Source organism: Mesorhizobium sp. LSJC280B00 (genome assembly GCF_000502835.1).
Lineage (GTDB): Bacteria > Pseudomonadota > Alphaproteobacteria > Rhizobiales > Rhizobiaceae > Mesorhizobium.
This window is the reverse complement of sequence record NZ_AYVL01000009.1, coordinates 62,726-88,594: the sequence shown is the minus strand read 5'-3', so window position 1 is coordinate 88,594 and position 25,869 is coordinate 62,726. Positions and strand designations below refer to the sequence as shown.

Here is a 25,869-nt window from a genome sequence, read left to right as displayed (position 1 = left end):
CTTCGCGCCCCCCTCTGTCCTGCCGGACATCTCCCCCTCAAGGGGGGAGATTGGCAGTTTCAGTTGCCTCGCCAGCCTTCCGGCGTTTGTCATTGGCGAAAGCGGTAGAGCGAATGATCTCCCCCCTTGAGGGGGAGATGTCCGGCAGGACAGAGGGGGGCGCGACAGAGCGCGACCTGGAATGTTAAACTACGTCCTCACGAACCCCTCGCTGGCCCTCAGCAAATTGCGCGTATAATCCTTGGTGACACGGCGTTCGACAAGATCGTCCGCGGTCAGATTCTCCATCGCCTCGCCGTTCTGCATCACCATCAGCCGTTCGCACATGTGGGTGATGATGGCTAGGTCGTGGCTGACCATCAGGAAGGTCAGCTTGCGGCGGCGCCTGATCTCTTCCAGCAGGTTCAGCACCTCCGCCTGCACCGAAGCGTCGAGCGCCGAGGTCGGCTCGTCGAGCAGCAGGATCGACGGTTCCAGAATCAGGGCGCGGGCGATCGCCACGCGCTGGCGCTGACCGCCGGACAATTGATGCGAATAGCGAAAACGGAACCCGGTGCCGAGGCCGACCTCGTCGAGTGCCCGCTGGATGCGCTTTTCGCCGTCGGCGAAGCCGTGAATGGCGAGCGGCTCCTGCAGCAGGCGGTCGACGGTCTGGCGCGGGTGCAGCGAACCGTACGGGTCCTGGAAGACCATCTGCACCTCGCGGTAAAACGCCTTGTCGCGACGCACGCCGAGCGTTTTGCCGTTGACGGCGATGGTGCCAGATGCGGCCGGCGCCAGGCCGGCGATTGCCCTGAGCAACGTCGACTTGCCGGAGCCGGACTCGCCGACCAGGCCGAAGGATTCACCGGATTCGACCTCGAGGCTGACGCCTTTCAACGCGCGGAAGCGGTCGAAGACCACCTCCAGCCTGTCGACGGAAAGGGCTGCCGTCATGCCGCCCACTCCGGCTTGCGGTCGAGCACCGGCAGCGGGTGACGGTCGGCGCCGATCTTGGGCATGCAGTTGAGCAGGCCGCGCGTATAGGGATGCTGGGCGCGGCCGAGCTCCGAGGCTTTGAGCTGTTCGACCACCTTGCCGGCATACATGACGATGACACGATCACAGAAGGACGAGACCAGGCGCAGATCGTGCGAGATGAAGATCAGCCCCATGCCGCGCTCGCTGACCAGCCGGTCGAGGATGCCGAGCACGTCGAGCTGGACAGTGACGTCGAGTGCCGAGGTCGGCTCGTCGGCGATCATCATTTCCGGCCCGGCGATCAGCATCATGGCGATCATGGCGCGCTGGCCCATGCCGCCGGAAACCTCGTGCGGATGCAGGTCGAAGACACGGGCCGGATCGCGGATCTGCACAGCCTCCAGCATGGCCAGCGCACGGTCGCGGGCTTCGGCCTTGGAGACCTTCTCATGCGTGCGCAGCGTCTCGACGATCTGGCGGCCGATGCTCATCACCGGGTCGAGCGAATATTTCGGATCCTGCAGGATCATGGCGATACGCTTGCCGCGCAGCGCGCGGCGCTCGCGCGGCGAGGCGGCCAGCAGGTCGATGCCGTCAAAAGCGAGCGTCTTCGCGGTCACCTCGGCCTGCGGCGGGGTGACGCCCATGATGGCGCGGCCGGTCTGCGACTTGCCCGAACCGCTCTCGCCGACGATGCCGAGCCGCTCGCGGCCGAGCGAGAAGGAAACACCGCGCACTGCCTCGATCAGGCCGGTGCGCGTCGGGAAGGTAACGCGCAGGTCGTTGACTTCGAGAAGCGTGCTCATTGGTCACCGCTTCGGGGATCGAGCGCGTCGCGCAGGCCGTCGCCGAGCAGGTTGAAGCCGAGGCTGACGATGAGGATGGCAAAGCCCGGCGCGCCCGCAACCCACCACTGGTCGAGCACGAAGCGGCGGCCCGACGCGATCATCGCGCCCCATTCCGGCAGCGGCGGCTGCGCGCCGAGGCCGAGGAAGCCGAGGCCGGCCGCGGTCAGGATGATGCCGGCCATGTCGAGCGTCACCCTGATGATCAGCGAGGAGATGCACAGCGGCATGATGTGGCGAAGCACGATGCGAAACGGCGAGGCGCCCATCAATTGCACCGCCTTGATATAATCGGAATTGCGCACCGTCAGCGTTTCGGCGCGGGCAATGCGGGCATAGGGCGGCCACGAGGTGATGGCGATGGCAAGCACGGCATTTTCGATGCCGGGGCCGAGCGCCGCGACAAAGGCCAGCGCCAGGATCAGCTTCGGAAAGGCGAGAAAGATGTCGGTGATGCGCATCAGGATCGCATCGGTCCAGTCGCCGGCATAGCCGGCGACGGTGCCGACCAGCAAGCCGATGGGCGCGGCGATAATGGCAACCAGAATGACGACGTAGAGTGTCCAGCGCGAGCCGAAGATGATGCGCGAATAGATATCGCGGCCGAGATCGTCGGTGCCGAACCAGTGCGCCGCACTCGGCGCCAGGAGCCGCGAGCCCTTGAGGTCGCCGAATGTCGGCGAATAGGGCGCCAGCACATCGGCGAATGCCGCGACCACCAGCAGGGCGACGATGATGAGCAGGCCGGCAAACGCCAGCCGGTTGGCGGAAAAGCGCCGCCACGCCACATAGGCGCGGCCGAGCCTCGCCTGCACGCGCGACGCCGGCCGCTCGCTGAGCAGCCAGTCGCGGCGGGTTTGAATCGCTTCCGTGCTCATCCTGCCTTGGTCCTCATCCTGCCTTGGTCCTTGGATCGAGCAGCCGGTAGAGCAGGTCGGAGAATAGATTGATGGCGATGAAGACCGAGCCGATGATGATCGTGCCGCCAAGCACGGCATTCATGTCGGCGTTCTGCAGCGAGTTGGTGATGTAGAGGCCGATGCCCGGCCACGAAAACACTGTCTCGGTCAGCACCGAGCCTTCGAGCAGCCCGGCATAGGACAGAGCGATCACCGTGACCATCGGCACCGCGGCGTTGCGCAGCGCGTGACCCCAGATGATGCGCGTTTCCGACAGGCCCTTGGCGCGCGCTGCGACGATGTATTCCTGGGTGAGTTCGTTCAGCATGAACGAGCGCGTCATGCGGCTGATGTAGGCGAGCGAGAAATAGCCGAGTAGCGAGGCCGGCAGGATGATGTGGCGGAAGGCATCGGCAAATACGTCCCACTGCCGCTGCCAAAGCGCATCCAGCAGGTAAAAGCCGGTAATCGGCGTGAAGGTGTATTCGTAGACGACGTCGAGCCGGCCGGGAAAGGCGACCCATTGCAGCTTGGCGTAGAACAGCACCAGCGCCAGCAGCCCCAGCCAGAAGATCGGCACGGAATAGCCGACAAGGCCGATGATGCGCACGATCTGGTCGATGACGCTGCCGCGCCGCACGGCGGCCAGCACGCCAAGCGGCACGCCGATCACCGAACCGATCAATGTTCCCAACGTCGCCAGTTCGAGCGTCGCCGGAAAGGCGCGGCGGATATCGGTCATCACCGGATTGGTGGTCAGCACCGAGGTGCCGAAATCACCGTTCAGGGCATGTTTGACATAGATGTAGAACTGCTCGACCAGCGGCAGGTCGAGGCCCATCTCGCGGCGCGTTCGTTCGACGACGTTGGCCGGCGCCCGGTCGCCGAGCACCGCCAGCACCGGGTCGATCGGGATCACGCGGCCGATGAAGAAGGTCACCGCGAGCAGACCGAGATAGGTCGTTATCGCGATGACCAGGAACCGGGCGATAGATGAGGCCACGGCAACGGCGCGGGCGCCGCCGCGCCCTGCCGTCACCTCGCTTTCAGCCACACTCATACGGCGCGTCCGCCGGCGTCACTCCCCGGCATCACTCTTTCGAGACGGGGCCGACGAAGTTGGTGTCGAAGCTCGGGCCGAGCGCAAAACCCTTGAGGTTCTTGCGCAGGCCGGCCACTTCCAGCTGCTGGTGGATGATGACGAAGGGGCTGGTATCGAGGATCTTCTTCTCGAGATCCTGGTACATTGCGGCGCGCTTGGCCGCGTCCTTCTCGAGCAGGGCGGCTTCGGTCTGCTTGGTCAAGTCCGGGATGTCCCAGGCGTTGCGCCAGGCCAGCGTCTTGGTCTTGCCTTCATCCGAATTGTCGGGGTTGCTGGCGAAGGTCTGGNTTGGTCAATTCCGGAATATCCCAGGCGTTGCGCCAGGCCAGCGTCTTGGTCTTGCCTTCATCCGAATTGTCGGGGTTGCTGGCGAAGGTCTGGGCGTTGGAGTTCGGATCGAAATAATCCTGGCCCCACTGGCCGATATAGATGTCGTGGTTGCGGGCGCGGTATTTGGTCAGCGTCTGCTTGCCGTCGCCGGGGATGATCTCCAGCTTGATGCCGGCCTGTCCCAGCGTCTGCTGGATCGATTCCGCCATGCCCGTCGTCGGCTGGCCGGTGCGCACGTCCATGGTGACGCTGAAGCCGTCGGCGAGGCCGGCCTTGGCGAGCAGCTCCTTGGCCTTTGCGACGTCGAGCTTGAACGGATTCTCGTCCAGCTCGCCAAGCACGCCTTTCGGCAGGAAGGTCTGATGGATCTCGCCGATGCCCTTGAGGATGGTCGAGCTCAAGGCGTCGTAGTCGACCAGATATTTGAAAGCCTGGCGAACCTCGGGCTTGGCGAGGTTCGGGTTCTTCTGGTTGAGGCTGATGTAATAGACCGTGCCCTTCGGCGCGCTGGTGGTGGTGAGGTCGGCATTCTTGGCAATGGCATCAAGGTCGTTCGGCTCGAGATTGCGGGCGACGTCGATGTCGCCGGCCTCCAGTGCCAGGCGCTGGCCCGAACTTTCCTTCATGTTGCGATAGATGACGCGGGCAAGCTTGGCCTTGTCGCCGTAGTAATTGTCGTTGCGCTCCAGCACGACGGCCTCGTTGGCGCGCCATTCGCGCAGCTTGAAGGCACCGGAGCCGGCATAGCCGGTCTTCAGCCAGGCATTGCCGAAATCATTGTCCCATTTGTAGTCAGCGCTCGGCGTGACCGCGGCGACATGCTCCTTGACCAGCTTGGCGTCGACGACCGAGGCGACCGTCGCCGACAGGCAGTTCAGCACGAAGCTCGGCGCATAGGCCTTGTCGACGGTGAACTGGAACGTCGTGTCATCAACGGCCTTGGCCTTCTCGGTGATGTTGCCGCCATCGATACCGAACTGGCCGATAATAAAGGCCGGGCTCTTGTCGAGCTTGATGGCGCGCTCGAACGAATAGGCGACGTCCGCCGCTGTGATCGGATTGCCGGAGGCGAATTTGAGGCCGGGCTTGAGCTTGAACGTGTAGGTCAGGCCGTCGTCGGAGACGCTCCAGCTTTCGGCGAGATCGCCTTTGACCTTGGATGTGTCGCTGAGGTCGAGGCGTACCAGAAGATCATAGGTGTTGCCGGTGACCTCTGCGGTCGACAATTCGAATGCTTCGCCCGGATCCATGGTGATGATGTCGTCGATGGCGAAACCCTCGACCAGCGTGTCGGCGGGCGTGACCGCGAAGGCAGGCGCACCGGCCAGAAGCAGCGCGGACATGGCCGCGCCCGCGAGCAAGAAGCGGGAGCGTAGAGCAAACTTTTCCATCATCATTTTAACTGTTCCCTGTTTTTGTTGACCTGAGTTCCCGGCTCAGGGTTGTGGCATTTCTTGCCGCGTCGAACGGTGATCCCCGGACCGTTGTCTTGGCAATTTTTTGTGCGGTTCCGGTTCACCATATCCGGCGGTTTCGAGCGCGGCAACGAGCATTTGCAGAACGGTCGATTGGGCCAGACCGGCGGTGCGAAAATCCGGCTATTTCAGCGCGGTAACCAGGTCGGCGTCGGGAAAGCAGGTAGCGGAACGGCCGTTGCTGGCCTGCCATTTGCCGATCGAGCGGCGCGTCTTGAAGCCAGGCAGGCCGTCGGCGCTGCCGACATCGTAGCCCTTAGCTTCCAGCGCCCGCTGCAGGGCGGCGATGTCGGAGCGGTAGAGCCCGCCGACCGCGCCCCAATTGCCCGAGAAATTGCTGTCGCCATGGGCGATGCGATCGGCGCCATGGCCGATGAACAGGGCATAGAGATCGCTGGTGTTATACTGCTTCAGCACATAGAAATTGGGGGTGACGATGAAGGCCGGGCCGCTACGCCCGGCCGGCATCAAAAGAAAGCCCTCGGCTTTCAGTTCGCTCGCCGGGAACGGTTTACCCGACACACGCCTGATGCCCATATCAGCCCATTGGGAAATCTTCTTGCCCTGGTCCGGACCTTCGAGCGAGCACGAGACGCTGTCCGGCACAGTCACCTCGAAGCCCCAGCCGCGGCCCCTGACCCAGCCATAATGGACGAGATAATTGGCGATCGATGCCAGTATATCGGGCGTCGAATTCCAGATGTCGGTGCGGCCGTCGCCGTCGAAATCGACGGCATGCTTGAGGAACGATGTCGGCATGAACTGCGGCTGGCCAAGCGCGCCTGCCGAAGACGATTTCATCGCGCCGACCGGGGCAAGCCCGCGCTCGACGATCTCGAGCGCAGCCAAGAGCTCGGTGCGGAAGAATTCCTTCTTGGTCGACATGAACGCCTTGGTGCCCAGCACCTCGAAGGCGTCATAAGGCATCTTCGCCGCGCCGAAGCCGCTCTCGCGGCCCCAGATCGCCAGCAGCACTTCGCCAGGCACGCCGTAGCGTTTCTCGATCGCGGCAAGAGTCCTAGCATTGGTCGCCTCGCGGGTGCGGCCGCCGGCGGTCACCGCTCGGACTATCTTTTCAGCGAAATAGGCGCCCGGCGAACCGAACTCGGCCTGATGCTGCTTCTGCGGCGTCGTCGCCTTCTCGCCCGGCTTCACCAGGTCGGGCAGCTTCAGGTTCGGCTTGACGCCTTCGAAGGCGGCATCGAAGGTTTTCCTGGAGATGCCTTTGGCATTGGCTTCGGGCCAGAGGTCGTTGCCAAGCCAGGCGCGGAACTGGTCGTCGATCTTTGCCGCGGAGACCGGGGTGGCGAGGATCAACCCAAGTAGGGCTGCTAGAAACGAGAGGCAGGCTAGTGTGCGAGCTCGGCGTCCTGTCGCGCCCCCCTCTGTCCTGCCGGACATCTCCCCCTCCAGGGGGGAGATTGGCTGTCGCGTCTGTGTTCGCCAATCTTCAACGTCGCAAGTTTGGCGGGCATGTCGAGGCTGCCGATCTCCCCCCTGGAGGGGGAGATGTCCGGCAGGACAGAGGGGGGCGCGACGGAACGCAATCATCTCGGAAGCACTCTCCCCGCAACTCGCCTCAAAACACTGTCCGCGACTTCAGTGCGGCGGCCAGCGTGCCTTCGTCGAGATAATCGAGTTCGCCGCCGACCGGAACACCGTGCGCCAGGCGCGTCACCTTGATGTCGAAGCCGGAAAGCTGGTCGGTGAGGTAGTGCGCGGTGGTCTGGCCCTCGACCGTGGCGTTGACGGCGAGGATCACTTCCTTGACTTCGCCGCCGGCGACGCGATCGACCAGCGAACGGATGTTTAGCTCATCAGGACCAATGCCGTCGAGCGGCGACAGCGTACCGCCGAGCACATGGTAGCGCACGTTCATGGCTGTCGCCCGCTCCAGCGCCCAAAGGTCGGCCACGTCCTCGACGACGATGAGCGTAGTGGGGTCGCGGCGGGGGTCGGTGCAGATCATGCATGGATCTGAGGTATCGACATTGCCGCAGGTCGAGCAGATGCGCACCTTGTCGACCGCCTCGCCCATGGCGGCGGCGAGCGGCGCCAGCAGCTGTTCCTTCTTCTTGATGAGGTGGAGCGCGGCGCGGCGTGCCGAACGCGGACCGAGCCCCGGCACCTTGGCCAGCAGCTGGATCAGGCGTTCGATCTCGGGACCGGCGATTCGCTTCGACATCGCACCGGTTTAGGATTTTTCCGCACGCTTTGGAACAGTTGAGCGGCCAGGGGCTCCGCTCTTCCCTTCTCCCCTTGTGGGAGAAGGGAAGGCCGACGTCGCGGCCAGTGCTGCCGTCCTCAGTTTTCTTCCAGTGGCCGGGTCTGGCCGGCGATCATCGCGCCGATGGCGTCAGTGTTCTCGGGCGTCGCCTCGAACGACATTGTCGGCTCTGCCGGCGCAGCCTGGAAGGAGGTGACAGGCCGCTCGCTCACGGTTCCGCCAAAACGGGCCGCATCCGGCTCCTGCATTGGTTCCTGCAGCGCCACAAGCATCGGCTTCTCCGCCGTCGCCTTCTCCGGGGTCGCCATTCCGGCGGTCACCCTTGTCTGCTTTGCCGGCAGCGATGCAGCGGCGGTCGCATAGGTTGCCTTGGCGAATGTCGGCTTGACCTCGCGAGCCGGCTCCGCTGAGGCGACAAGTATGGCCTGAGCGGCAGGCGCTTGCGGCTTGGCCTGGGCCATGGCGACCACCGGTTCGTCCGGCAGCGGCTGCCAGTTGCGGCCGCGCTTTTCATAAAAGGCATTGCCGCCGGCGACCATGGTGTAGTGCATGTTCGTGTAGGGGAAGCGCAGGCCGGCGGTGTGGAAATACATGGTGTTCTTCAGCTTGGCTTTGCGCTCGCCCTTGAGCACCGCCTCGGCGGCCTCCTCGACGTCGGGCATCGCCTTCGAATTCATCGGCCGTGTCATGACGCCCGGCGCGAACTGGCCGCGCTCGCCAACCACTTCGCAGATGGTGCTGCCGTGCTTGCCGGACCGCAGCCGGTTCATCACCACGGTGCCGACCGCAATCATGCCGTCACGGCTCGAGCGGTTGGACTCGAAGAACATTGCCCGCTCCAGGCATTCCTTCTCCTTCGGCGTGGAATTGTAGGAGCGCGAGCTCAGGAAACTCGGCGTAATGGCATCGGTCAGGCTGGACATGCCGTGCGAGGCGGTCTGACTGCAAGCGGCCAAAAACAGCGGCGAGATAACGACGCCGAGCCGCAACGGCGTCTTCCATCGGGTAGAGATCAACAGGTGTCCCCTCAATTCTGCTGCCAGCCCGCCCCTGGTTGCGGCAAGAATGAGACACTTTCAGGCAAAAAGATGGCTAAAGCGTTATTAAGTGTGGTGAGTTGCCCAATAGACACAGTTGGCGGGCTTCCGAGAACCGGAGCGGAGCGTACGTTTCGTGAGCACCGGAAGCGCAGGAAGCCGCCGTTTGCAGGCCGGCATCACCTGGATATCAACACACCTTAGAACGGCAGCTTCATTCCCGGCGGGATCGGCAGTCCCGCGGTCAGCGCCCTGGTCTTCTCCTGCATGATCTGCTCGACCTTGGTCCTGGCGTCGTTGTGGGCAGCGAGGAGCAGGTCCTCGAGAATCTCGACCTCGTCTTCCTTGAACAGCGACGGGTCGATCTTCAGCGACTTCATCTCGAATTTGCCGGTCAGCGTGACGCTGACCAGGCCGCCGCCGGCCTGCCCGGTGGCTTCCAGCGTGGCGATCTCATCCTGCATGGCCTGGAACTTGGCCTGCATTTCCTTTGCCTTGCCCATCATGCCGAGAAGGTCTTTCATCGCACGATCCTTTGCAGTTGGTGCTGGTTGTTTCAGGTTTCGTCGTCGTCGGCCGGCGGCTCGACCGGCACTTCGGCCTCGTCGGCTTCCGGCGCGTCGGGAATGCGCACGTCGATGATCTTGGCGCCGGGAAAGCGCGCCAGGATGGCGGCGACCGTCGGGTCGCTCTTGGCATCGAGGAAGGCATTTTCGCGCTTTGTCGATTCCAGCTCGGCCAAGGTCTGGCCGCCCTCGTCCTTCGACAGCGACACCAGCCAGTTGCGGCCCGTCCAGGCGCGCAGCTTGGCGGTCAAATCATTGAGCAACATCTTCGGCGCATCGTCGGTCAGGCTGACGTCGATACGACCGGGCTCGATGCGCACCAGGCGCACGCAACGCTTCACCAGCACCTTGAAGGCCATGTCGCGCTGGGCGTCGGCAAGGGCGACAATGTCGGCCAGCGATTTCACCGGCACCGGCGGCGCCTCGACCGCCGGCTCCGGCGGAGCAACGAAGTTGGTCGGCACGGGCTCGGCCTCGACCAGGCGCATCGTCTCGACCAGGCGCATTGTCTGGGCGCCGCCATTGGCCGTCGGCATCCGCGCCTGCGCCACGGCGCCGGCACCACCGCTTGCAGGCGCATGGTTTGCGGGGCCGGGGCTTGCCGGCGTGCCATTCACGCGCGGCGCAGTGCCCGGCAGGGTACCGCCGTTCTCCAGCGATTTCAGCGCCTCGTCCAGCGTCGGCAGGTCGGCGGCATGGGCCAGCCGGATCAGCACCATCTCGGCGGCGCTGACCGGGTGGTTGGAGGTCTGCACCTCGGGAATACCTTTCAAGAGCATCTGCCACGTCCGCGACAGCACCTTGACCGACAGCATGCTGGCGAATTCGGCGCCGCGCCGGCGCTCGTCCTCGGACAGCGAGGCGTCGTCGATGGCAGCCGGCACGAAACGCAGACGGGTGACCAGATGGTTGAACTCGGCAAGGTCGGTCAGCACCGCGGCAGGATCGGCGCCGGTATCGTACTGGGCACGGAATTCGGCAAGTGCGGCGGCGACGTCGCCCTTCATGACATGTTCGAACAGGTCGACGATGCGGGCACGGTCGGCAAGGCCGAGCATGGCACGCACCGCTTCGGCGCTGACCGCGCCGCCGCCATGGGCGATCGCCTGGTCGAGGATCGACTGCGCATCGCGCATCGAGCCTTCGGCCGCGCGCGCGATCATCGCCAGCGCATCGTCTTCGACTTCGATGCCCTCCAGACCGGCTATCCTGGCAAGGTCGGCCTTGATCATTGCCGCATCGATGCGCCTGAGGTCGAAACGCTGGCAGCGCGACAGGACGGTGATCGGCACCTTGCGGATTTCGGTGGTGGCGAAGATGAACTTGACGTGCGGCGGCGGCTCTTCCAGCGTCTTCAGCAGGCCGTTGAAGGCCTGGTTGGAAAGCATGTGCACTTCGTCGATGATGTAGACCTTGTAGCGCGCCGATACCGGGGCGTAGCGCACACGCTCGATGATGTCCCTGATGTCGTCGATGCCGGTATGCGAGGCGGCGTCCATCTCGATGACGTCGACATGGCGGCCTTCCATGATCGCCTGGCAATGCTCGCCGAGCACGGCAAGGTCGACGGACGGCTGGTCGACGGTCGATGTTTTGTAGTTCAGGGCCCGCGCGAGTATGCGCGCGGTCGTCGTCTTGCCGACGCCACGCACGCCGGTCAGCATCCAGGCCTGGGCGATGCGGCCGGTGGCAAAGGCATTGGTCAACGTGCGGACCATCGGCTCCTGGCCGATCAGTTCGGAGAAATTCGACGGTCGGTATTTGCGCGCCAGCACGCGGTAGGCGGCAGGCTTGTCCAATTTCCCGGCCTCGTTTCCGGCTTCGCTCATTCGCCCGTTAAGCTCCAAGGGCTGCCACTGGAGGCGGCCGATTCCTGCGCATAGTTTCGCCCGCACGGCTTGGCGCCGTCAATGTCGGGGCAAAAGGCGAAGAGGCGGGAGGCTGGAACAATGACCCGTTCCGGGCTCGTTAGGGCTGCTTCCTTCCGGACCTGACCCGGTTGGCGAGTGGACCGTCCACCACCAACCTCCCAGCCTCCATATCGGCAATCCGGCGATGAAATGCAAGTGCGGATGATAGGGCCTTGAGCGACGGCGAAAGCTGAAACCAAAAACCCGCCTCGGCGGGCGGGTCGTTGGTGCGAAATAATCACCATAGCGAGATTAGTAGCATAGCTGCCGGCACAAAGCAAGAACAAAATGTGGCCGCGATCAAAATCGTCGGCCTCGGCGGGGCAGCGCCAACCTGATGCAATTTGCCCGGGCCCTCACTTCTTCGCGCACAATCAGCGCCGCGACGGCCAATGTTGCTTGCTGCCCCTTGCGGCCCTTCGGAAGCCGCTCTAGCGTCGATGGAGGTCAAAAAACGTCAAAAAATGAGGGAAACGCCAATGCTGCCGGGCCTCAAGGCCGGATTCACGCTTGACGCCCAGCTGGAAGCCGACAGCGAACAGCTGATGTGGCTCGGCCTGTGCGAATTGCGCGTCATGAACGACCGCCGGTGGCCATGGCTGCTGCTGGTGCCGCAGCGGCCGGGCATCGAGGAAATCCACGACATGACGCCGCTGGACCAGGCGATGCTGACCTTCGAGACCAACATGGTGGCGCTGGCGCTGAAGCGGGTGACCGGCTGCACCAAGATCAACACCGGCGCACTCGGCAACATCGTGCGCCAGTTGCATGTACACGTCATTGCGCGCTCGGAAGGCGATCCCGGCTGGCCCGGCCCGGTGTGGGGGCACGGCCTGCGCGAGCCCTATCAGCGCTCCGACCTTCGCAAGTTTGCGGAAAAGATCAAGGCAGCGCTATAAGCCTCTCCCGTGTCCACCTTGAACCTTCCCGAGTCTGCATGAGCTTTCGCCTGTTTGACGCGCCCTTGCGCGAGCCGAGCCAGTTCGTCGGCTTCGCCGGCAACATTATCGACCGGCAGTCCGAAAACCGCGCCGACGATTCCGTCGAAAAGGCACTCGCCGATCCCTCGGCGCGGCTTTTGCTGATGCGTGGCGGCCGGCTCTATTTGAAGCTTGCGCAAGGCGCATTCGACCCTTGGTTCGGCGTGGCCGAATGCAGGCCGCTCGAGGCATTGCTCGAAAACGGCGTCCTGCTCGGTTTTTCCGAAAGCGGCCCGGTGCTGGCGGTGCCGGCCGGGGTCGAGCCCGAGCAGCTTCCCGAGACGATCAAGGCGATCGACTATCGCTCGGTCTATATGCGGGGGCTGATCGACGAAGCGGCGGCCGGCGCGCTGGCGCAAGGGGCGGCGCTGCTCGCCTGGCATGCCAGCCATCGCTTCTGCAGCAAATGCGGCACCGAAGCCGAGATGCGGGCGGGCGGTTACAAGCGGCATTGCCCGGCCTGCGGTACGGAGCACTTTCCGCGCACCGACCCGGTGGCGATCATGCTGACGGCAACACGCGAAAAATGCCTGCTCGGCCGCGGCCGGCATTTCGGGCCCGGCATGTATTCGGCGCTCGCCGGTTTCATCGAGCCGGGCGAGACGATCGAGGCGGCGGTGCGCCGCGAAACGCTGGAGGAAGCCGGCATCCGGCTAGGCCGCGTCGTCTACCACGCCAGCCAGCCCTGGCCGTTTCCCTATTCGCTGATGATCGGCTGCTTCGGCGAACCGCTCAACGACGATATCCAGCCCGATCTCAACGAGCTGGAAGATTGCCGCTGGTTCTTTCGCGACGAGGTGCTCTCGATGCTGGCCCGCGAGCATCCGGGCGGCCTGGTGACACCGCCGAAGGGGGCGATCGCCTATAACCTCATCCGCGCCTGGGCCGACAGCGCGTGACACGAAGACATCGCAGGAGCAAACAATGATCCGTCACACCGTCGTGTTCACGCTGAAACACCCGCCGCATTCGCTCGAGGAAAAACGGTTCCTCGCCGACGCCAAGAGGATTCTCACGGCGATAAAGGGCGTCACGCATTTCGAGCAGTTGCGGCAGGTCAGTCCCAAGAACGACTACCGCTTCGGCTTCTCGATGGAGTTCGCCGATCAGCGGGCCTATTCCGGCTACAACGACCATCCCGACCACGTCGCCTTCGTCCGCGACCGCTGGATCCCGGAAGTCGAGGCGTTTATGGAGATCGACTACGTGCCGCTCGGCTGGGGCTGAGACTGGAAAGCGGCGCTCTAAAAATTAATACCCGGCGTCGCGATCCACCACATTTTCCAGCGGTTCGCCGCTCTCGAAAGCATCCATCTGGCGCAGCATGATCGGCGCCAGGTGGACCGGATCGGAAGTTGCCGCCGCATGCGGCGTCACGAACACTTTGGGGTGGCTCCATAGCGGGCTGGTCTTCGGCAGCGGCTCGACCTCGAAAACGTCGAGGCTGGCTTCCTTCAGCGTGCCGTCGTCCAGCGCGCGCAAAATGTCGGCGTCCTTCTGCAGCCTGCCGCGCCCGGCATTGATCAGCACTGAGCCGCCGAGGCCGTTGCGCTTCCGCAGCTCCTTCAGCACGCCGTGGTTGATGATACCGTGCGTCTGCGGCGTCAGCGGCAGCAGCACCACCAGGATGTCGGTGGCGTTTAGGAACGGGATCAGGCCGGCCTCGCCCGCGTAAGTCGAGACACCTTGCATCGGCCGATCGCTGCGCGACCAGCCATTGACGGGAAAGCCGAGCGACAACAGCACCGATGCCGCCGCGCGGCCAAGCGTGCCGAGCCCCATAATGCCGACCGAGATGTCGCTGGCCGGCCGCTGCTGCGGTTCATGCCAGATCTTCTTCTGCTGCTGGGCGCGGTAGAGCATGCCTTGGCGATGGTGGTCGAGCACCCGCCAGACGACGTATTCGGTCATGTACTGGGTCAGGTTGTCGGCCACCACCTTGACGACCGGTACGTCGGGCAAGGTGGGATCGGCGAAGATGTGGTCGACGCCGGCGCCGATCGAGAAGATGGCGCGCAGATTGGGCAGCGACGACAACAGGTTCGGCCGCTGTTTCCACACCACAGCATAGGTAATCGAGGGATCGCCGGCGCCATTCGGCTCGAGCACCACCTCGCGCTCCGCCGACAGCAGTTCGCGCCAGCGCAGCGGATGAATACCGGTGAGGGCAAGCAGGATGCGGCCTTTTTCCATTGTGGATTGTTTTTCCCTTTTTACCAACAGCGTTCGCGTTCCGACGCGCAAGGCGCGGCAGTGTTTTGATTTTGTGCATGATCTCTGGCGAAAATCTACTCGCTGACGATGCCGACCGGCGCCGTTTCGATCTTGAAGGCGGCCGAGATCAACGCCTTTGTGTAGTCGGTCCGCGGGTTGCCGAAAATCTGTTCGGAAGGACCGGCCTCGACGATCCTGCCGTTACGCATGACGATGACTTCGTTGGCGAGCGCGCGGATGACCCTCAGATCGTGGCTGATGAAGAGGTAGGCGAGGTCGTGCTTGGCTTGCAGGCTGCGTAAGAGGTCGACGACCTGCGCCTGCACGCTCATGTCGAGCGCCGAGGTCGGCTCGTCCAGCATGACGAAACGCGGGTTGAGCACCATGGCGCGCGCGATGGCGACGCGCTGGCGCTGGCCGCCGGAGAATTCGTGCGGATAGCGGTTGCGCGTCGCCGGATCGAGGCCGACTTCCTTCAGCACGTCGACGACACGCTCGTCGCGCCCATCAGGAGACAGCTTCGGCTCGTGGATCTTCAACCCTTCCTCGATGATCTCGGCGACCGACATGCGCGGACTGAGCGAACCGAACGGATCCTGGAAGACGATCTGCAACTCGCGCCGCAGCGGCCGCATTTCGTTGAAGGACAGCTGATTGATGCCGCGTCCGTTGAACTGGATGGTCCCGGTCGACGAGATCATCCTGGCCAGCGCCAGGCCGAGCGTCGTCTTGCCTGAGCCGGATTCGCCGACGACGCCAAGCGTCTGGCCGGCCCGCACGGTGACGTCGATGCCGTCGACCGCCTTCACATTGTCGACGGTGCGCCGGAAGAAGCCCTTCTTGATCGGAAACCAGACCTTGACGTCCTTGCCGACCATCACCGGCTTGGCGGCCTGGTTGGCCGCCGGCGGCTTGCCTTTCGGCTCGGCGGCAAGCAGATGCCGCGTGTAGGCGTGCTGCGGATTGGCGAATATCTCCTTGGTCGGGCCGGTCTCGACGATCTTGCCCTTGGTCATCACGCAGACCCGGTCGGCGATCTTCCTGACGATGCCGAGATCGTGGGTGATGAACAGCATCGACATGTTCTTGCGGCTTTTCAGGCCGGCGAGCAGCTCGAGGATCTGCGCCTGGACGGTGACGTCGAGCGCCGTCGTCGGCTCGTCGGCGATCAAAAGTTCAGGCTCGTTGGCCAGCGACATGGCGATCATGACGCGCTGGCGCTGGCCGCCGGAAAGCTGGTGCGGATAGGCGTCGAGCCGCTTCTCCGGCTCGCGGATGCCGACCTCGTGCAGAAGTTCCAGCGTGCGCGCCTTGGCTTTGCGATCCCCCAGGCCCTGATGCAGCTTCAATACCTCGACGATCTGCTGCTCGATCGTATGCAGCGGGTTGAGCGAGGTCATCGGCTCCTGGAAGATCATGGTGATCTTGTTGCCGCGCACGCGGCGCAGGTCTCTCTCGTCGGCGGCAAGCAGGTCGGCGCCGAGGAACAGGATCTTTCCCGACGGGTGGCTGGCGGTCGGATAGGGCAGCAGCTTCAGAACCGACAGCGCGGTGACCGACTTGCCGGAGCCGGATTCGCCGACCAGCGCCACCGTCTCGCCCCTGGCGAGGTCGAAGGAAATATGGTCGACGGCGATCGACTGGTCGCCGCCTTGCGTGAAGGCGACGCTGAGGTCCTGGACCGAAAGGAGAGGGGCGGTCATAGCTCAACTTCCGCGACAACCCTGTCCAAGGCGGAAATTTCCGGTCGTATGATCGATATTTTGGCTGCCATTTGACGTGGGACGAGACGAGTTGGTGCGATGGAATAGGTCTCTTTCAATCTCGTATCCGCGGTCGGAAATTGTGTGCAGCCGAAGTGCATCGCTGTGGAAAGATGGATCGCGTCTGGTAATCTCAAGGAAAGGAATTCCGAACGTAACTGTGCTGCGTGCCAGAGAACGTCGCGAGTTATCGTCCCAATTGAGATGAAGGCATTGCCGATTGAAATATTGTCGTAGAGCTCGATCAGTCGCTCATTGTTCTTTCTCAAGGGATCGACCATCAACTCCGCGAGCACGATCTCACTCGTCGCCAGGAAAGGCTGCTTTCTGCCCTCGTTCAGTGAAATGAGCTGAAGCAGTTTTTTTGCAAGCGCATCATTGTTTTCAAAGGCATAGATGAAAATGTTGGTGTCGACATAAAGCCGGACTGCAGCCATCAATCCTCCCACTCATCGCGGAGGGCACGAACACGCGCGACAGCCTCGTCGAGGCTTGTTCCCGGCGCGTTGGCCTGAGCATCCCGCATGAGTTCAAGCAATTGTTCGCGGCCAAGGGGCCTGTTGGCCTCCTCCTCCACTGTCACTTTGACCGAGGCGCTCGGAGCTATGCCTTTTCGCAGTTCATCCGGAAGCTTCGATGCCGGGTAGTGTTCAAGGATGATCCTATTCATAACCCTTCCTTCCCCAACGTGCGGATTGACGGACTGCACGGACGCCAACACACCGTCATGGCTCCGGGTTCGCTCATATCGGCCAATTTGCTCTCCAGCGATCGAGCGATGGCTGCCACTGGTGTTTCACCGATCAAAGCCGCCGGTCGCTTGAGGGTACGTCCGCTTTTGTCCGGATTGCCATTTCCGGAATATAACATGCCGAATGCCAGCCTGCATCGCCCTCATCTGAACGTCTTGCGCGGATCGAAGGCGTCGCGCGTGGCCTCGCCGACGAAGACCAGCAGCGACAGCATCAGCGAGATGACGACGAAGCCGGAAATGCCGAGCCATGGCGCGTTGAGATTGCGCTGTGCCTGCTTCAGCAACTCACCCAGCGAGGCGGCGCCGGGCGGCAGACCGAAGCCGAGATAGTCGAGCGAGGTCAGCGTCGAGATCGAGCCGCTGAGCAGGAAGGGCAGGAAGGTCAGCGTCGCCACCATGGCATTGGGCAGCAGATGCCGGAACATGATGGTGATGTTGGAGACGCCGAGCGCGCGCGCCGCATTGACATATTCGAAATTGCGGGCGCGCAGGAACTCGGCCCGCACCACGCCAACCAGTGCCACCCAGGAGAACAGCAGCATCAATCCGAGCAGGATGAAGAAGCCAGGCGGCAGGATGGCGGCGACGATCAAGAGCAGGTACAGCACCGGGATCGCCGACCAGATCTCGATGAAACGCTGGAACAGGAGGTCGGTCCAGCCGCCGAAATAGCCCTGCAGAGCGCCGGCCGCCACGCCGATCAGCGCCGAGCCGGCGGTCAGGATCAGGCCGAACAGCACCGATATCCTGAAGCCGTAGATGACGCGCGCCAGCACGTCGCGGGCCTGGTCGTCGGTGCCCAGCCAGTTCCAGTTGCCGACGTTGCAATTGGGGTCTGCCTCGCCTTTCGGATACTGGTTGCAGCGCGTCTTCTTGTCGTAGAGCCAGGACGGCTTGGTCGGTGCTGCTTCGGGAATAGCGTTGTTGACGGTCTGGTAGGAGTAGCGCACCGGCGGCCAGATCATCCAGCCATTGGCGTTGATCTCGTCCTGGATGACCGGGTCGCGGTAGTCGGTGACGGCATAGAAGCCGCCGAACTTCTCCTCGGGATAAGCGACCAGGACCGGAAACAGGATCTCGCCCTTGTAGGAGGCGATGATCGGCCTGTCGTTGGCGACCAATTCCGAAACCAGCGACAGCACGAACAGGAACAGGAATATCCACAACGACCAGTAGCCGCGCCGGTTGGACTTGAAGTTCTGCAGACGCCGCTGGTTGAGCGGCGACAGAAAGGGCCGCGCGATCCGAGCCGGCGCCGTTTCGGCCATGGTCCGCGCCATCAGACGTCTCTCCGCTCGAAGTCGATGCGCGGATCGACCCAGGTGTAGATCAGGTCGGACAGCAGCCCGACGAACAGGCCAAGCAGCGAGAAGATGTAGAGATTGGCGAACACCACCGGATAGTCGCGCTGCACCACCGAGTTGAAGCCGAGCAGGCCGAGGCCGTCGAGCGAAAATATGTTCTCGATCAGCAGCGAGCCGGTGAAGAAGGCCGAGATGAAAGCACCGGGAAAACCGGCGATGACGATCAGCATGGCGTTGCGGAAGACGTGGCCATAGAGCACCTGCCGCTCCGACAGGCCCTTGGCGCGGGCGGTGACCACATATTGCTTGCGGATTTCCTCGAGGAAGGAATTCTTGGTGAGCAGCGTCGTCGTGGCGAAGGCCGACAGCACCAGCGCGGTCAGCGGCAGGGTCATATGCCAGAAATAGTCGACGATCCGCTGCGGCCAGGACAGCTGGTCCCAATTGTCGGAGGTGATGCCGCGCAGCGGAAACCAGTCCCAGAACGAGCCGCCGGCAAACAGCACCATCAGCAAGATGCCGAACAGGAAGCCCGGAATGGCGTAGCCGACGATGACGACGCCGCTGGTCCAGACGTCGAAAGTGGAGCCGTCCTTGACCGCCTTGCGGATGCCGAGCGGGATCGAGATCAGGTAGGATAAAAGCGTGATCCACAGCCCGATCGAGATCGACACCGGCATCTTTTCCAGGATCAGGTCGAGCACTGAGATGTCGCGGAAGTAGCTGTCGCCGAAATCGAAGCGGAGATAGTTCCACAGCATCATGCCGAAGCGCTCGAGCGGCGGCTTGTCGAAACCGAACTGCTTCTCCAGCTTCTTGATGAATTCCGGATCGAGCCCTTGCGCGCCGCGGTATTTCGAGCCGACGTCACCGGCGACATCGAAATTGGCGCCGCCGGCATCACCCCCGCCGCCGCCGAGGCGATCGCTGCCGCCCTGGTTGGTCAGCCTGGCGATGACCTGCTCGACCGGCCCGCCTGGAGCAAACTGGATGACGGCAAATGACACCGCCATGATGCCGAACAGGGTCGGGATCATCAAAAGGATGCGGCGCAGTATATAGGCGCCCATCAGGTTCCCTGCCTCGCTTGTGCAAAAATCTCAGGCTTTGCCAATCTTTGCCGCCTTGTCTTTGTCGAACCACCACAGCGTCTCGACCGGAAAGTCGTAATCCGGCTTTTGAGCGGGAAAGCCGAACATGTCCCAGAAGGCTGCCCGGTGATTCGCCAGATGATATGTTGGAATCCAGTCTAGCCGCGCGCGCAAGACCCGATCGAGCGCGTTGAGCGCTGTGACGAGTTCGATCCGGCTCTGCGCCTTGCCGGCTGCCTCGATCAGCGCGTCGATGGCTTTGCTTTCCGTGCCCGGATAGTCGCGCATCCCCGGCGTTTTCGCCATCCGGGAATTGTAGAGGATTTCCAGGCCGTCGGCAGTAGGCGTCGCCCCGATCAACCAATGTAGCATGTTGAAATCGAAATCGTAGTTGCTTTGCCGCGCTTCAAATTGCGTCGAATCGACCTGCCGGATCGAAGCGTCGATGCCAATCGCCTTCATATTCTCGGACCACGGCGCGAAAATGCGAACGAGACCCTCGTCCTCGGCCAGCATTTCCACCCGCAGTCGCTCGCCCTTCTCATTGACGACGAAATTGCCCGCTCGCTTCCAGCCGGCTTCGGCAAGCAGTCTCGAAGCTTCGCGCAGCACCTTACGGTCGTGACCGGAACCGTCCGAGACGGGTTGCACCACCGGTTCGCCGAAGGTTTCCGGCGGCAACTCGGCTCGAAACGGCTCCAGCAGTTTCAATTCCTGGGGCGAGGGCAGGCCCTCGGCCTTGTAGTCCGATCGTTCGAAGTTCGATTGCGAGCGCTCGTAGGAGCCGAAAAACAGTACCCGCTTGGTCCATTCGAAATCGAAGCAATAGGCGATCGCCTGTCTCACGCGCACATCGCGGAATTGCGGCCGGCGCTGGTTCAGCGCGACAGCCTGCATGTCGGGCGATTTCTCGCCGGGAAATTCCCGTTTGACGACCCTGCCGTCCTTCAGGGCCGGAAAGTCGTAACCGGTCGCCCATACCCGCGCGGTGAATTCCTCGCGAAAATGCGTATCGCCTTTCTTGAACGCTTCAAACGCTGCCTGGCGATCAAGATAGAAATCGATACGGATACGGTCGAAATTATTAAGCCCGCGGTTCACGGCGAGATCGCGCCCCCAATAGTCGGCGACGCGTTCATATTCGATAGTCTGCCCGGCCACGACCCGTCCCATCTTGTACGGCCCGGAGCTGAGCGGCGGGGTCATCGTCGAGGCGTCGAAATCATTGGCCGTATAGAAGGCTTTGGACACGATCGGCATTACGGCGATCGCGAGGATATTCTGCGCCGACTGTTTGCCGTTGAAGGTAAGGCTGACAGTAAGCGGATCGATTGCGACCGCATCCGTCATATGCCGCAGCGCTTGGGAAAGGTTCGGGTGTCCCCGGTCTTTGTAGAGGTTCAAGGCGAAGGCAACGTCCTCGGCCGTCAGGGGCGAGCCGTCATGGAAGCGTGCTTGTGGCCGCAGGCTGAAGCGGAAGCCGTTGCGGTCCTGCGACAAGGTAACGGATTCGGCAAGCACGCCGTAGACCGCATCCGGCTCATCGAGCGCCCTTGCCATCAGCGAATCGAAACAGAGCTCGGTGCGCGGCGGCGAATCCCCCTTCAACACCAGCGAGTTCAACGTGTTGAAAGTCAGAAAGCTCTGATTGAGGGTGGAGTTCGGCGGGCCGAAATTCATCCGGCCGCCCTTGGGAGCGTCTGGATTGACATAGTCGAAATGCGTGAAATCCGGCCCGTATTTGAGATCGCCAAAAGCTGACAACCCGTGCAGTTTCACGCCGGTCGGAATGGCCGCGAAAGCTCGGCCTGGCAGCAGTGCCGCAGCGGCGGCAGCACCGCCCAGGGCGAGGAAGTCGCGACGAGGCAGCGCTGCCATCAATTGCCGCTCTTGTATTTGGCCGCCAGCGCCTTTTCCTTGTCCGGGTCGATCCACCAGGAATTCTGGTCGACGCCTAGGTAGCTTGGCTGCTTTGCCGGAATGCCGAACTTGTTCCAGTAGGCGACACGAATTTTTCCCAGGTGCCATTGTGGGATCATGTAATAATTCCAGAGCAACACTCGGTCCAGCGCATGGGTGGCCACCATGAGATCGTCCCGATCGGTGGCAAAGATCACTCGGTCGATAAGCGCGTCGACGACCGGGTTCTTGATGCCCGCCAAATTGCGTGACCCGGAGGTATCGGCTGCAGTGGAGCTGAAAAAATCGCGCTGTTCGTTGCCCGGCGAGTTGGATTGCTGGAAGCCTGCAAGCGCCAGCATATCGAAATCGAAGGCGCGGGTCCGGTTTGTGTACTGGCTGTCGTCAACAATACGCAGCGTCGCGTCGATGCCGAGGCGTTTGAGATTATCGATCAAAGGCGCGGCAACGCGTTCGTCCACGGGATCGTTGCCCAGAAACTCGATCCTGAACGGTTCGCCGGTCTTTTCATTGACCAGCTTGCCGCCTCGGTTGATCCACCCCGCTTGCTTCAAAAGCTCATAGGCTTTCCGAAGATTTTCACGCCCCGACTGCGGCGTGTTGTAGACGGGCAGCTTGAACTCCTGGGTGAATAGTTCGGGCGGCAGCTTGTCGCGATATTGTTGCAGGATTTCCAATTCCTTCCCCTGCGGCAGGCCGCTTGAGGCCAAATCACCACCTTCGAAGTAACTGTCCGTGCGCGTATAGGCGCCGAAGAAGATGGTGCGGTTCATGCTCTCGAAATCGTAGGCGTGGGTCAGAGCCTCGCGCACGCGCACGTCCTGAAAAAGCGGCCGGCGCGTATTCATGACATAGGCCTGCATGGGTTCCGGCGACGTCGTAGGATATTCCGCTTTTATGACGTCCCCCGCCTTGATGGCCGGGAAATTATACTCGACTGCCCATCGCTGGGCACGTGACTCAGGGCGAAGATCCTGGAATCCGCCCTTGGTGAAGGCCTGCCAGGAGGCATTGTCGTCGAGAAAATAGGTAAAACGCTGCCTGTCGAAATTCTCGCGGCCGATCTTCACCGGCAGTTTGGCCGCCCAGTAATCCGGCACGCGCTGCCAGACGATTTCCGAGCCCGGCTTGAAGCTGGCGATCTTGTAAGCTGCGGAGCCGAGCGGCGGCTCCTGCGTCGGCCTTGTGATATCGCGCTTCTTGCCTTTGGCATCGGTGCCTTCCCACCAATGCTTGGGCAGCACGACGAGATCGCCGAGGATCTTCGGCAGTTCGCGGTTGCCCTTCTGGCTGAAATGGAACTCGACCTCGCGATCGGAGATCGCGACCGCGTCGGTGACGTTCTCGAAATAGCGGCTGTACATCGGGCTGTTGGCCTTCAGCACCTGGAACGACCAGATCACGTCCTCGGTGGTGATCGGCTGGCCGTCATGCCATTTGGCCCGCGGATCGAGCCGGTAGGTCGCCGAGGAATAGTCGGCCGGATATTTGTAGGCGTCGGCGATCAGCGTATGGCTGGTGCTGCCCTCGTCGGTCGCCTGCTCCATCAGCGTGTCGTAGAGCAGGCCGCCGCCGAATTGGGCGAAGCCGGCGGCGAACGAACCCTGCACAATATAGGGATTGAAGCTGTCGAACGTGCCGAGCACCACCGAATTCAGCGTGCCGCCCTTCGGCGCATCCGGATTGACGTAGTCGTAGTGCTGGAAATTGTCGCCGTATTTGGATTCGCCGATCAGCGAGGAGGTCGTGCGCCATTCGTCCGCAAAGGCCGCCTGCAGGCCGCCGGCAAAGGCAGCCAGCATCAGCACCGATTTCAGAAGCGTCCGCGCTCGGCCAACCGTCATGCGTTCTCCTCTTCGCGATATAGCGCCGTCACCATAGCGTCTGGGCCCAATCTAGATCATTTGGCGGCGCTGAAAACCGCAACCGAGCGGCTTTGTCGTCGCATATGCATTTTTCCTAACGAAAAAGCCGGGCTGAACCCGGCTTTTTCAAGGATAATGTCATTACAGTTTTGTTATTTTGCGGGTGCCGCCGGGGCGGCTGGCGCCGCGCCTTCTGCCGGCTTGGCAGGGGCCGCACCTTCGGGCGGCTTGGCGGGCTCATTTTCGGCCGAGGCGCCGGGCGCCGGCAGCGGCTTCGGATTGTCCGACAGCGTGCGCAGATAGGCGATGACGTTGGCGCGGTCCTCATCCTTGGGCAGGCCGGCGAAGCCCATCGCGGTGCCCTTCACGAACTTCTTCGGCGAGGTGATGAAGTGGTTGAGATTGTCGTAGGTCCACTTCTCGCTGCCGCCCTTGGAGAACTCCTTCATGCCGGCCGAATAGGCAAAGCCCTCATGCTCGGCGACCGGACGGTCGATGATGTCCCAGAGATCGGGGCCGACCTTGTTGGGGCCACCCTTTTCGCCGGAGTGGCAAGCCTGGCATTTCTTGAAGATGGCGGCGCCCGCTTCGGCGTTGGCAGTGGTCAGCAGCTCGGCAATCGGCTTCACGGCCGCGGCGGGAGCGGCCGGGCCGCCTTCGGCGGGCTCGGTCGCCTCGATGGCGAAGCCGGGCTTTTCCGGCGCCGGCGAGGCAAACAGCGCGTCGGACACGATGCCAACGGAAAAGACGATGAACACGGTGCCGAGGAGACCGGCGAGCAGCTTGTTGACTTCGTTGGAATCCATACGCCCCAGGCTCCCTTTTCCGGCGGACCGATCCGTCCACTCCGTCCGTCGGTATCGTGAACCACCCTGCGAGGCGGTCAAATCGCGCGGAAACTAGGTCTTTTGCTCCGGCGTTGCAACACCTATAAGGGCGCTGCCAGTGAGACCTTTTGCCACTTTTGTCCTCCTCTTTTTCGAGCCCCTGCCCGCCTCATGTCCACCCTCATCCTGATCCCGGCCCGCATGGCCTCGACCCGCCTGCCGGGCAAGCCGCTCGCCGACATTGCCGGCACTCCAATGATCGTCCACGTCGCCCGCCGCGCTGCCGAGGCCGGGCTCGGCCGGGTCGTCGTCGCCACCGATACGCAAGGCGTTGCGGAGGCGGTGCGCGCGCATGGTTTCGAGGCGGTGATGACGCGGGCGGACCACGAAACCGGTTCCGACCGCATCTTCGAAGCGCTGACCATTCTCGACCCTGGCAACAGCGTCGAGACCATCGTCAATGTGCAGGGCGATCTGCCGACCATCGACCCCCTTGTTATCGGCGCCGCGCTGAAGCCTTTCGAGAACGCAGCGGTCGACATCGCCACGCTCTGCGTCGAGATCGTACGCGACGAGGAAAAGACCAATCCGAACGTCGTCAAGCTGGTCGGCTCGCCACTCTCGACGACGCGGCTCAGGGCGCTCTATTTCACCCGCGCCACCGCCCCTTGGGGCGAAGGCCCGCTCTACCATCATATCGGCCTCTATGCCTATCGCCGCGCCGCACTCGAACGCTTCGTTGCGCTAAGGCCGTCGCCGCTGGAGCGCCGCGAGCGGCTGGAGCAGTTGCGGGCGCTGGAGGCCGGCATGCGCATCGATGCGGAGATCGTCCAGTCGGTGCCGCTTGGCGTCGATACGCCGGACGATCTCGAACGCGCCAGGGCGCTCCTTTCCAACTAAGAAATTCTTCCCCCAATTCCCGAGACTCTGCGCATGCCTGAAAAGACCAACAAAATATCCTTCCAGGGCGAGCCGGGCGCCAATTCCGACACCGCCTGCCGCAACATGTTCCCGTCGATGGAGCCGTTGCCGTGCCCGACCTTCGAGGACGCCTTCAACGCCGTCGAGACCGGCAAGGCCGATCTGGCGATGATCCCGATCGAGAACACCATTGCCGGCCGCGTCGCCGACATTCATCACCTCTTGCCGGAATCGAAGCTGCACATCATCGGCGAATACTTTCTGCCGATCCACTTCCAGCTGATGGTGCTGCGCGGCGTCAGGCGCGACGAGATCAGGACCGTGCACAGCCACATCCACGCGCTCGGCCAATGCCGCAAATACATCCGCAAGAACGGCTGGAAGGCGACGGTTGCCGGCGACACCGCGGGCGCCGCCAAGATGGTCGCCGCGATGAAGGACCGCACCATGGCCGCGCTGGCGCCGGCGCTGGCCTCGACCCTCTACGGACTCGACATCATCGAGGAGAATGTCGAGGACACCGACAGCAACGTCACCCGCTTCGTCGTGCTGACCAAGAACAAGCAATGGGCCGAGCGCCCCTCGGCCGACGCCAGGATGATGACGACCTTCATCTTCCGCGTCCGCAACGTGCCGGCGGCGCTCTACAAGGCGATGGGCGGGTTTGCCACCAACGGCATCAACATGACCAAGCTGGAAAGCTACCAGCTCGGCGCGTTTACGGCGACGCTGTTCTACGCCGACATAGAGGGCCATCCCGACGATCCGCTGGTGAAGCTGGCACTCGACGAGTTGCGCTTTTTCTCGCGCGAAATGCGCATTCTCGGCGTCTATCCCGCCAGCGCCTCGCGCGAGCAGTGGAAGGTGGCGGATTAGGAT

At 62.9% G+C, this 25,869-nt stretch carries 23 protein-coding genes, 1 other RNA gene and 1 pseudogene; 5 read left to right on the top strand and 20 right to left on the bottom strand.

The window, feature by feature from the left end; translation table 11 throughout:
• Nucleotides 1-189 precede the first annotated feature (189 nt).
• From X773_RS54775 to ffs, 11 genes and pseudogenes are all read right to left on the bottom strand, one after another.
• Nucleotides 190-936, bottom strand: a complete 747-nt coding sequence (locus X773_RS54775; protein WP_023676877.1) for an ABC transporter ATP-binding protein — start codon at nt 934-936, stop codon at nt 190-192.
• Entirely contained in the window at nt 933-1,766 is an 834-nt protein-coding gene (locus tag X773_RS54770; protein WP_023676876.1) for an ABC transporter ATP-binding protein, read from the bottom strand. Before X773_RS54770 ends, X773_RS54775 begins: the two co-directional genes overlap by 4 nt.
• Nucleotides 1,763-2,683 carry an ABC transporter permease gene (locus X773_RS54765; RefSeq protein WP_023676875.1) on the bottom strand — a complete coding sequence of 307 codons (921 nt, stop codon included), beginning with the start codon at nt 2,681-2,683 and terminating at the stop codon, nt 1,763-1,765. Before X773_RS54765 ends, X773_RS54770 begins: the two co-directional genes overlap by 4 nt.
• A gap of 13 nt (nt 2,684-2,696) precedes the next feature.
• Nucleotides 2,697-3,764 (bottom strand): ABC transporter permease, encoded by a 1,068-nt coding sequence (locus tag X773_RS54760; protein WP_023676874.1) that lies wholly within the window; start codon nt 3,762-3,764, stop codon nt 2,697-2,699.
• Between the two features lie 31 nt (nt 3,765-3,795).
• Nucleotides 3,796-5,533 (bottom strand): annotated as a pseudogene (locus X773_RS54755) (ABC transporter substrate-binding protein).
• A 201-nt stretch (nt 5,534-5,734) separates the two neighbouring features.
• Nucleotides 5,735-7,012, bottom strand: coding sequence for a lytic murein transglycosylase (locus X773_RS54750; protein ID WP_023676873.1), 1,278 nt, complete (start codon nt 7,010-7,012; stop codon nt 5,735-5,737).
• Between the two features lie 178 nt (nt 7,013-7,190).
• Complete coding sequence (gene recR, locus X773_RS54745; RefSeq protein WP_023676872.1) at nt 7,191-7,796, bottom strand: recombination mediator RecR; 606 nt, start codon at nt 7,794-7,796, stop codon at nt 7,191-7,193.
• 119 nt (nt 7,797-7,915) lie between these two features.
• Complete coding sequence (locus X773_RS54740) at nt 7,916-8,854, bottom strand: cell wall hydrolase (RefSeq protein ID WP_023676871.1); 939 nt, start codon at nt 8,852-8,854, stop codon at nt 7,916-7,918.
• A 221-nt stretch (nt 8,855-9,075) separates the two neighbouring features.
• The gene (locus X773_RS54735; protein ID WP_023676870.1) at nt 9,076-9,399 is read right to left on the bottom strand and encodes a YbaB/EbfC family nucleoid-associated protein; all 324 of its coding nucleotides are present in this window, start codon (nt 9,397-9,399) and stop codon (nt 9,076-9,078) included.
• Nucleotides 9,400-9,431: 32 nt separating this feature from the next.
• Nucleotides 9,432-11,270 (bottom strand): DNA polymerase III subunit gamma/tau, encoded by a 1,839-nt coding sequence (locus X773_RS54730; protein WP_023676869.1) that lies wholly within the window; start codon nt 11,268-11,270, stop codon nt 9,432-9,434.
• 104 nt (nt 11,271-11,374) lie between these two features.
• Nucleotides 11,375-11,471: signal recognition particle sRNA small type (gene ffs, locus X773_RS74535), an RNA gene on the bottom strand.
• Between the two features lie 359 nt (nt 11,472-11,830).
• On the opposite strand from ffs, the gene X773_RS54725 reads away from it, so the two are divergent.
• The 3 genes from X773_RS54725 to X773_RS54715 are packed head-to-tail and all read left to right on the top strand — an operon-like array spanning nt 11,831 to nt 13,558.
• A complete protein-coding gene (locus tag X773_RS54725; protein ID WP_023676868.1) occupies nt 11,831-12,250 on the top strand; it encodes an HIT family protein in 420 nt (139 codons plus the stop codon).
• A gap of 38 nt (nt 12,251-12,288) precedes the next feature.
• A complete protein-coding gene (gene nudC, locus X773_RS54720) occupies nt 12,289-13,230 on the top strand; it encodes an NAD(+) diphosphatase (RefSeq protein ID WP_023676867.1) in 942 nt (313 codons plus the stop codon).
• A gap of 25 nt (nt 13,231-13,255) precedes the next feature.
• Entirely contained in the window at nt 13,256-13,558 is a 303-nt protein-coding gene (locus X773_RS54715) for a Dabb family protein (protein ID WP_023676866.1), read from the top strand.
• Nucleotides 13,559-13,582: 24 nt separating this feature from the next.
• Here X773_RS54715 and X773_RS54710 read toward each other — a convergent pair whose 3' ends face one another.
• From X773_RS54710 to X773_RS54670, 9 genes are all read right to left on the bottom strand, one after another.
• A complete protein-coding gene (locus X773_RS54710; protein WP_023676865.1) occupies nt 13,583-14,524 on the bottom strand; it encodes a glyoxylate/hydroxypyruvate reductase A in 942 nt (313 codons plus the stop codon).
• Between the two features lie 95 nt (nt 14,525-14,619).
• Nucleotides 14,620-16,248: an ABC transporter ATP-binding protein gene (locus X773_RS54705; RefSeq protein WP_023676864.1), complete on the bottom strand. Its 1,629-nt coding sequence runs from the start codon at nt 16,246-16,248 to the stop codon at nt 14,620-14,622.
• Entirely contained in the window at nt 16,245-16,745 is a 501-nt protein-coding gene (locus X773_RS54700; protein WP_023676863.1) for a PIN domain-containing protein, read from the bottom strand. Before X773_RS54700 ends, X773_RS54705 begins: the two co-directional genes overlap by 4 nt.
• On the bottom strand, nt 16,745-16,978 hold the full coding sequence (locus X773_RS54695; protein WP_031211801.1) for a hypothetical protein: 234 nt from the start codon (nt 16,976-16,978) through the stop codon (nt 16,745-16,747). The genes X773_RS54700 and X773_RS54695 overlap by 1 nt, the downstream gene beginning before the upstream one ends.
• 224 nt (nt 16,979-17,202) lie before the next feature.
• Nucleotides 17,203-18,342: an ABC transporter permease gene (locus X773_RS54690; protein ID WP_036238521.1), complete on the bottom strand. Its 1,140-nt coding sequence runs from the start codon at nt 18,340-18,342 to the stop codon at nt 17,203-17,205.
• Entirely contained in the window at nt 18,342-19,436 is a 1,095-nt protein-coding gene (locus X773_RS54685; protein WP_023676860.1) for a microcin C ABC transporter permease YejB, read from the bottom strand. The genes X773_RS54690 and X773_RS54685 overlap by 1 nt, the downstream gene beginning before the upstream one ends.
• A 30-nt stretch (nt 19,437-19,466) precedes the next feature.
• On the bottom strand, nt 19,467-21,335 hold the full coding sequence (locus X773_RS54680) for an extracellular solute-binding protein (protein WP_023676859.1): 1,869 nt from the start codon (nt 21,333-21,335) through the stop codon (nt 19,467-19,469).
• Nucleotides 21,335-23,221: an extracellular solute-binding protein gene (locus X773_RS54675; protein ID WP_023676858.1), complete on the bottom strand. Its 1,887-nt coding sequence runs from the start codon at nt 23,219-23,221 to the stop codon at nt 21,335-21,337. Before X773_RS54675 ends, X773_RS54680 begins: the two co-directional genes overlap by 1 nt.
• Nucleotides 23,222-23,394: 173 nt before the next feature.
• Nucleotides 23,395-24,048 carry a cytochrome c family protein gene (locus X773_RS54670; RefSeq protein WP_023676857.1) on the bottom strand — a complete coding sequence of 218 codons (654 nt, stop codon included), beginning with the start codon at nt 24,046-24,048 and terminating at the stop codon, nt 23,395-23,397.
• Nucleotides 24,049-24,240: 192 nt separating this feature from the next.
• On the opposite strand from X773_RS54670, the gene X773_RS54665 reads away from it, so the two are divergent.
• On the top strand, nt 24,241-24,969 hold the full coding sequence (locus tag X773_RS54665; protein ID WP_023676856.1) for a 3-deoxy-manno-octulosonate cytidylyltransferase: 729 nt from the start codon (nt 24,241-24,243) through the stop codon (nt 24,967-24,969).
• 33 nt (nt 24,970-25,002) lie between these two features.
• Nucleotides 25,003-25,866, top strand: a complete 864-nt coding sequence (locus tag X773_RS54660; RefSeq protein ID WP_023676855.1) for a prephenate dehydratase — start codon at nt 25,003-25,005, stop codon at nt 25,864-25,866.
• The last annotated feature ends 3 nt before the right edge of the window (nt 25,867-25,869 follow it).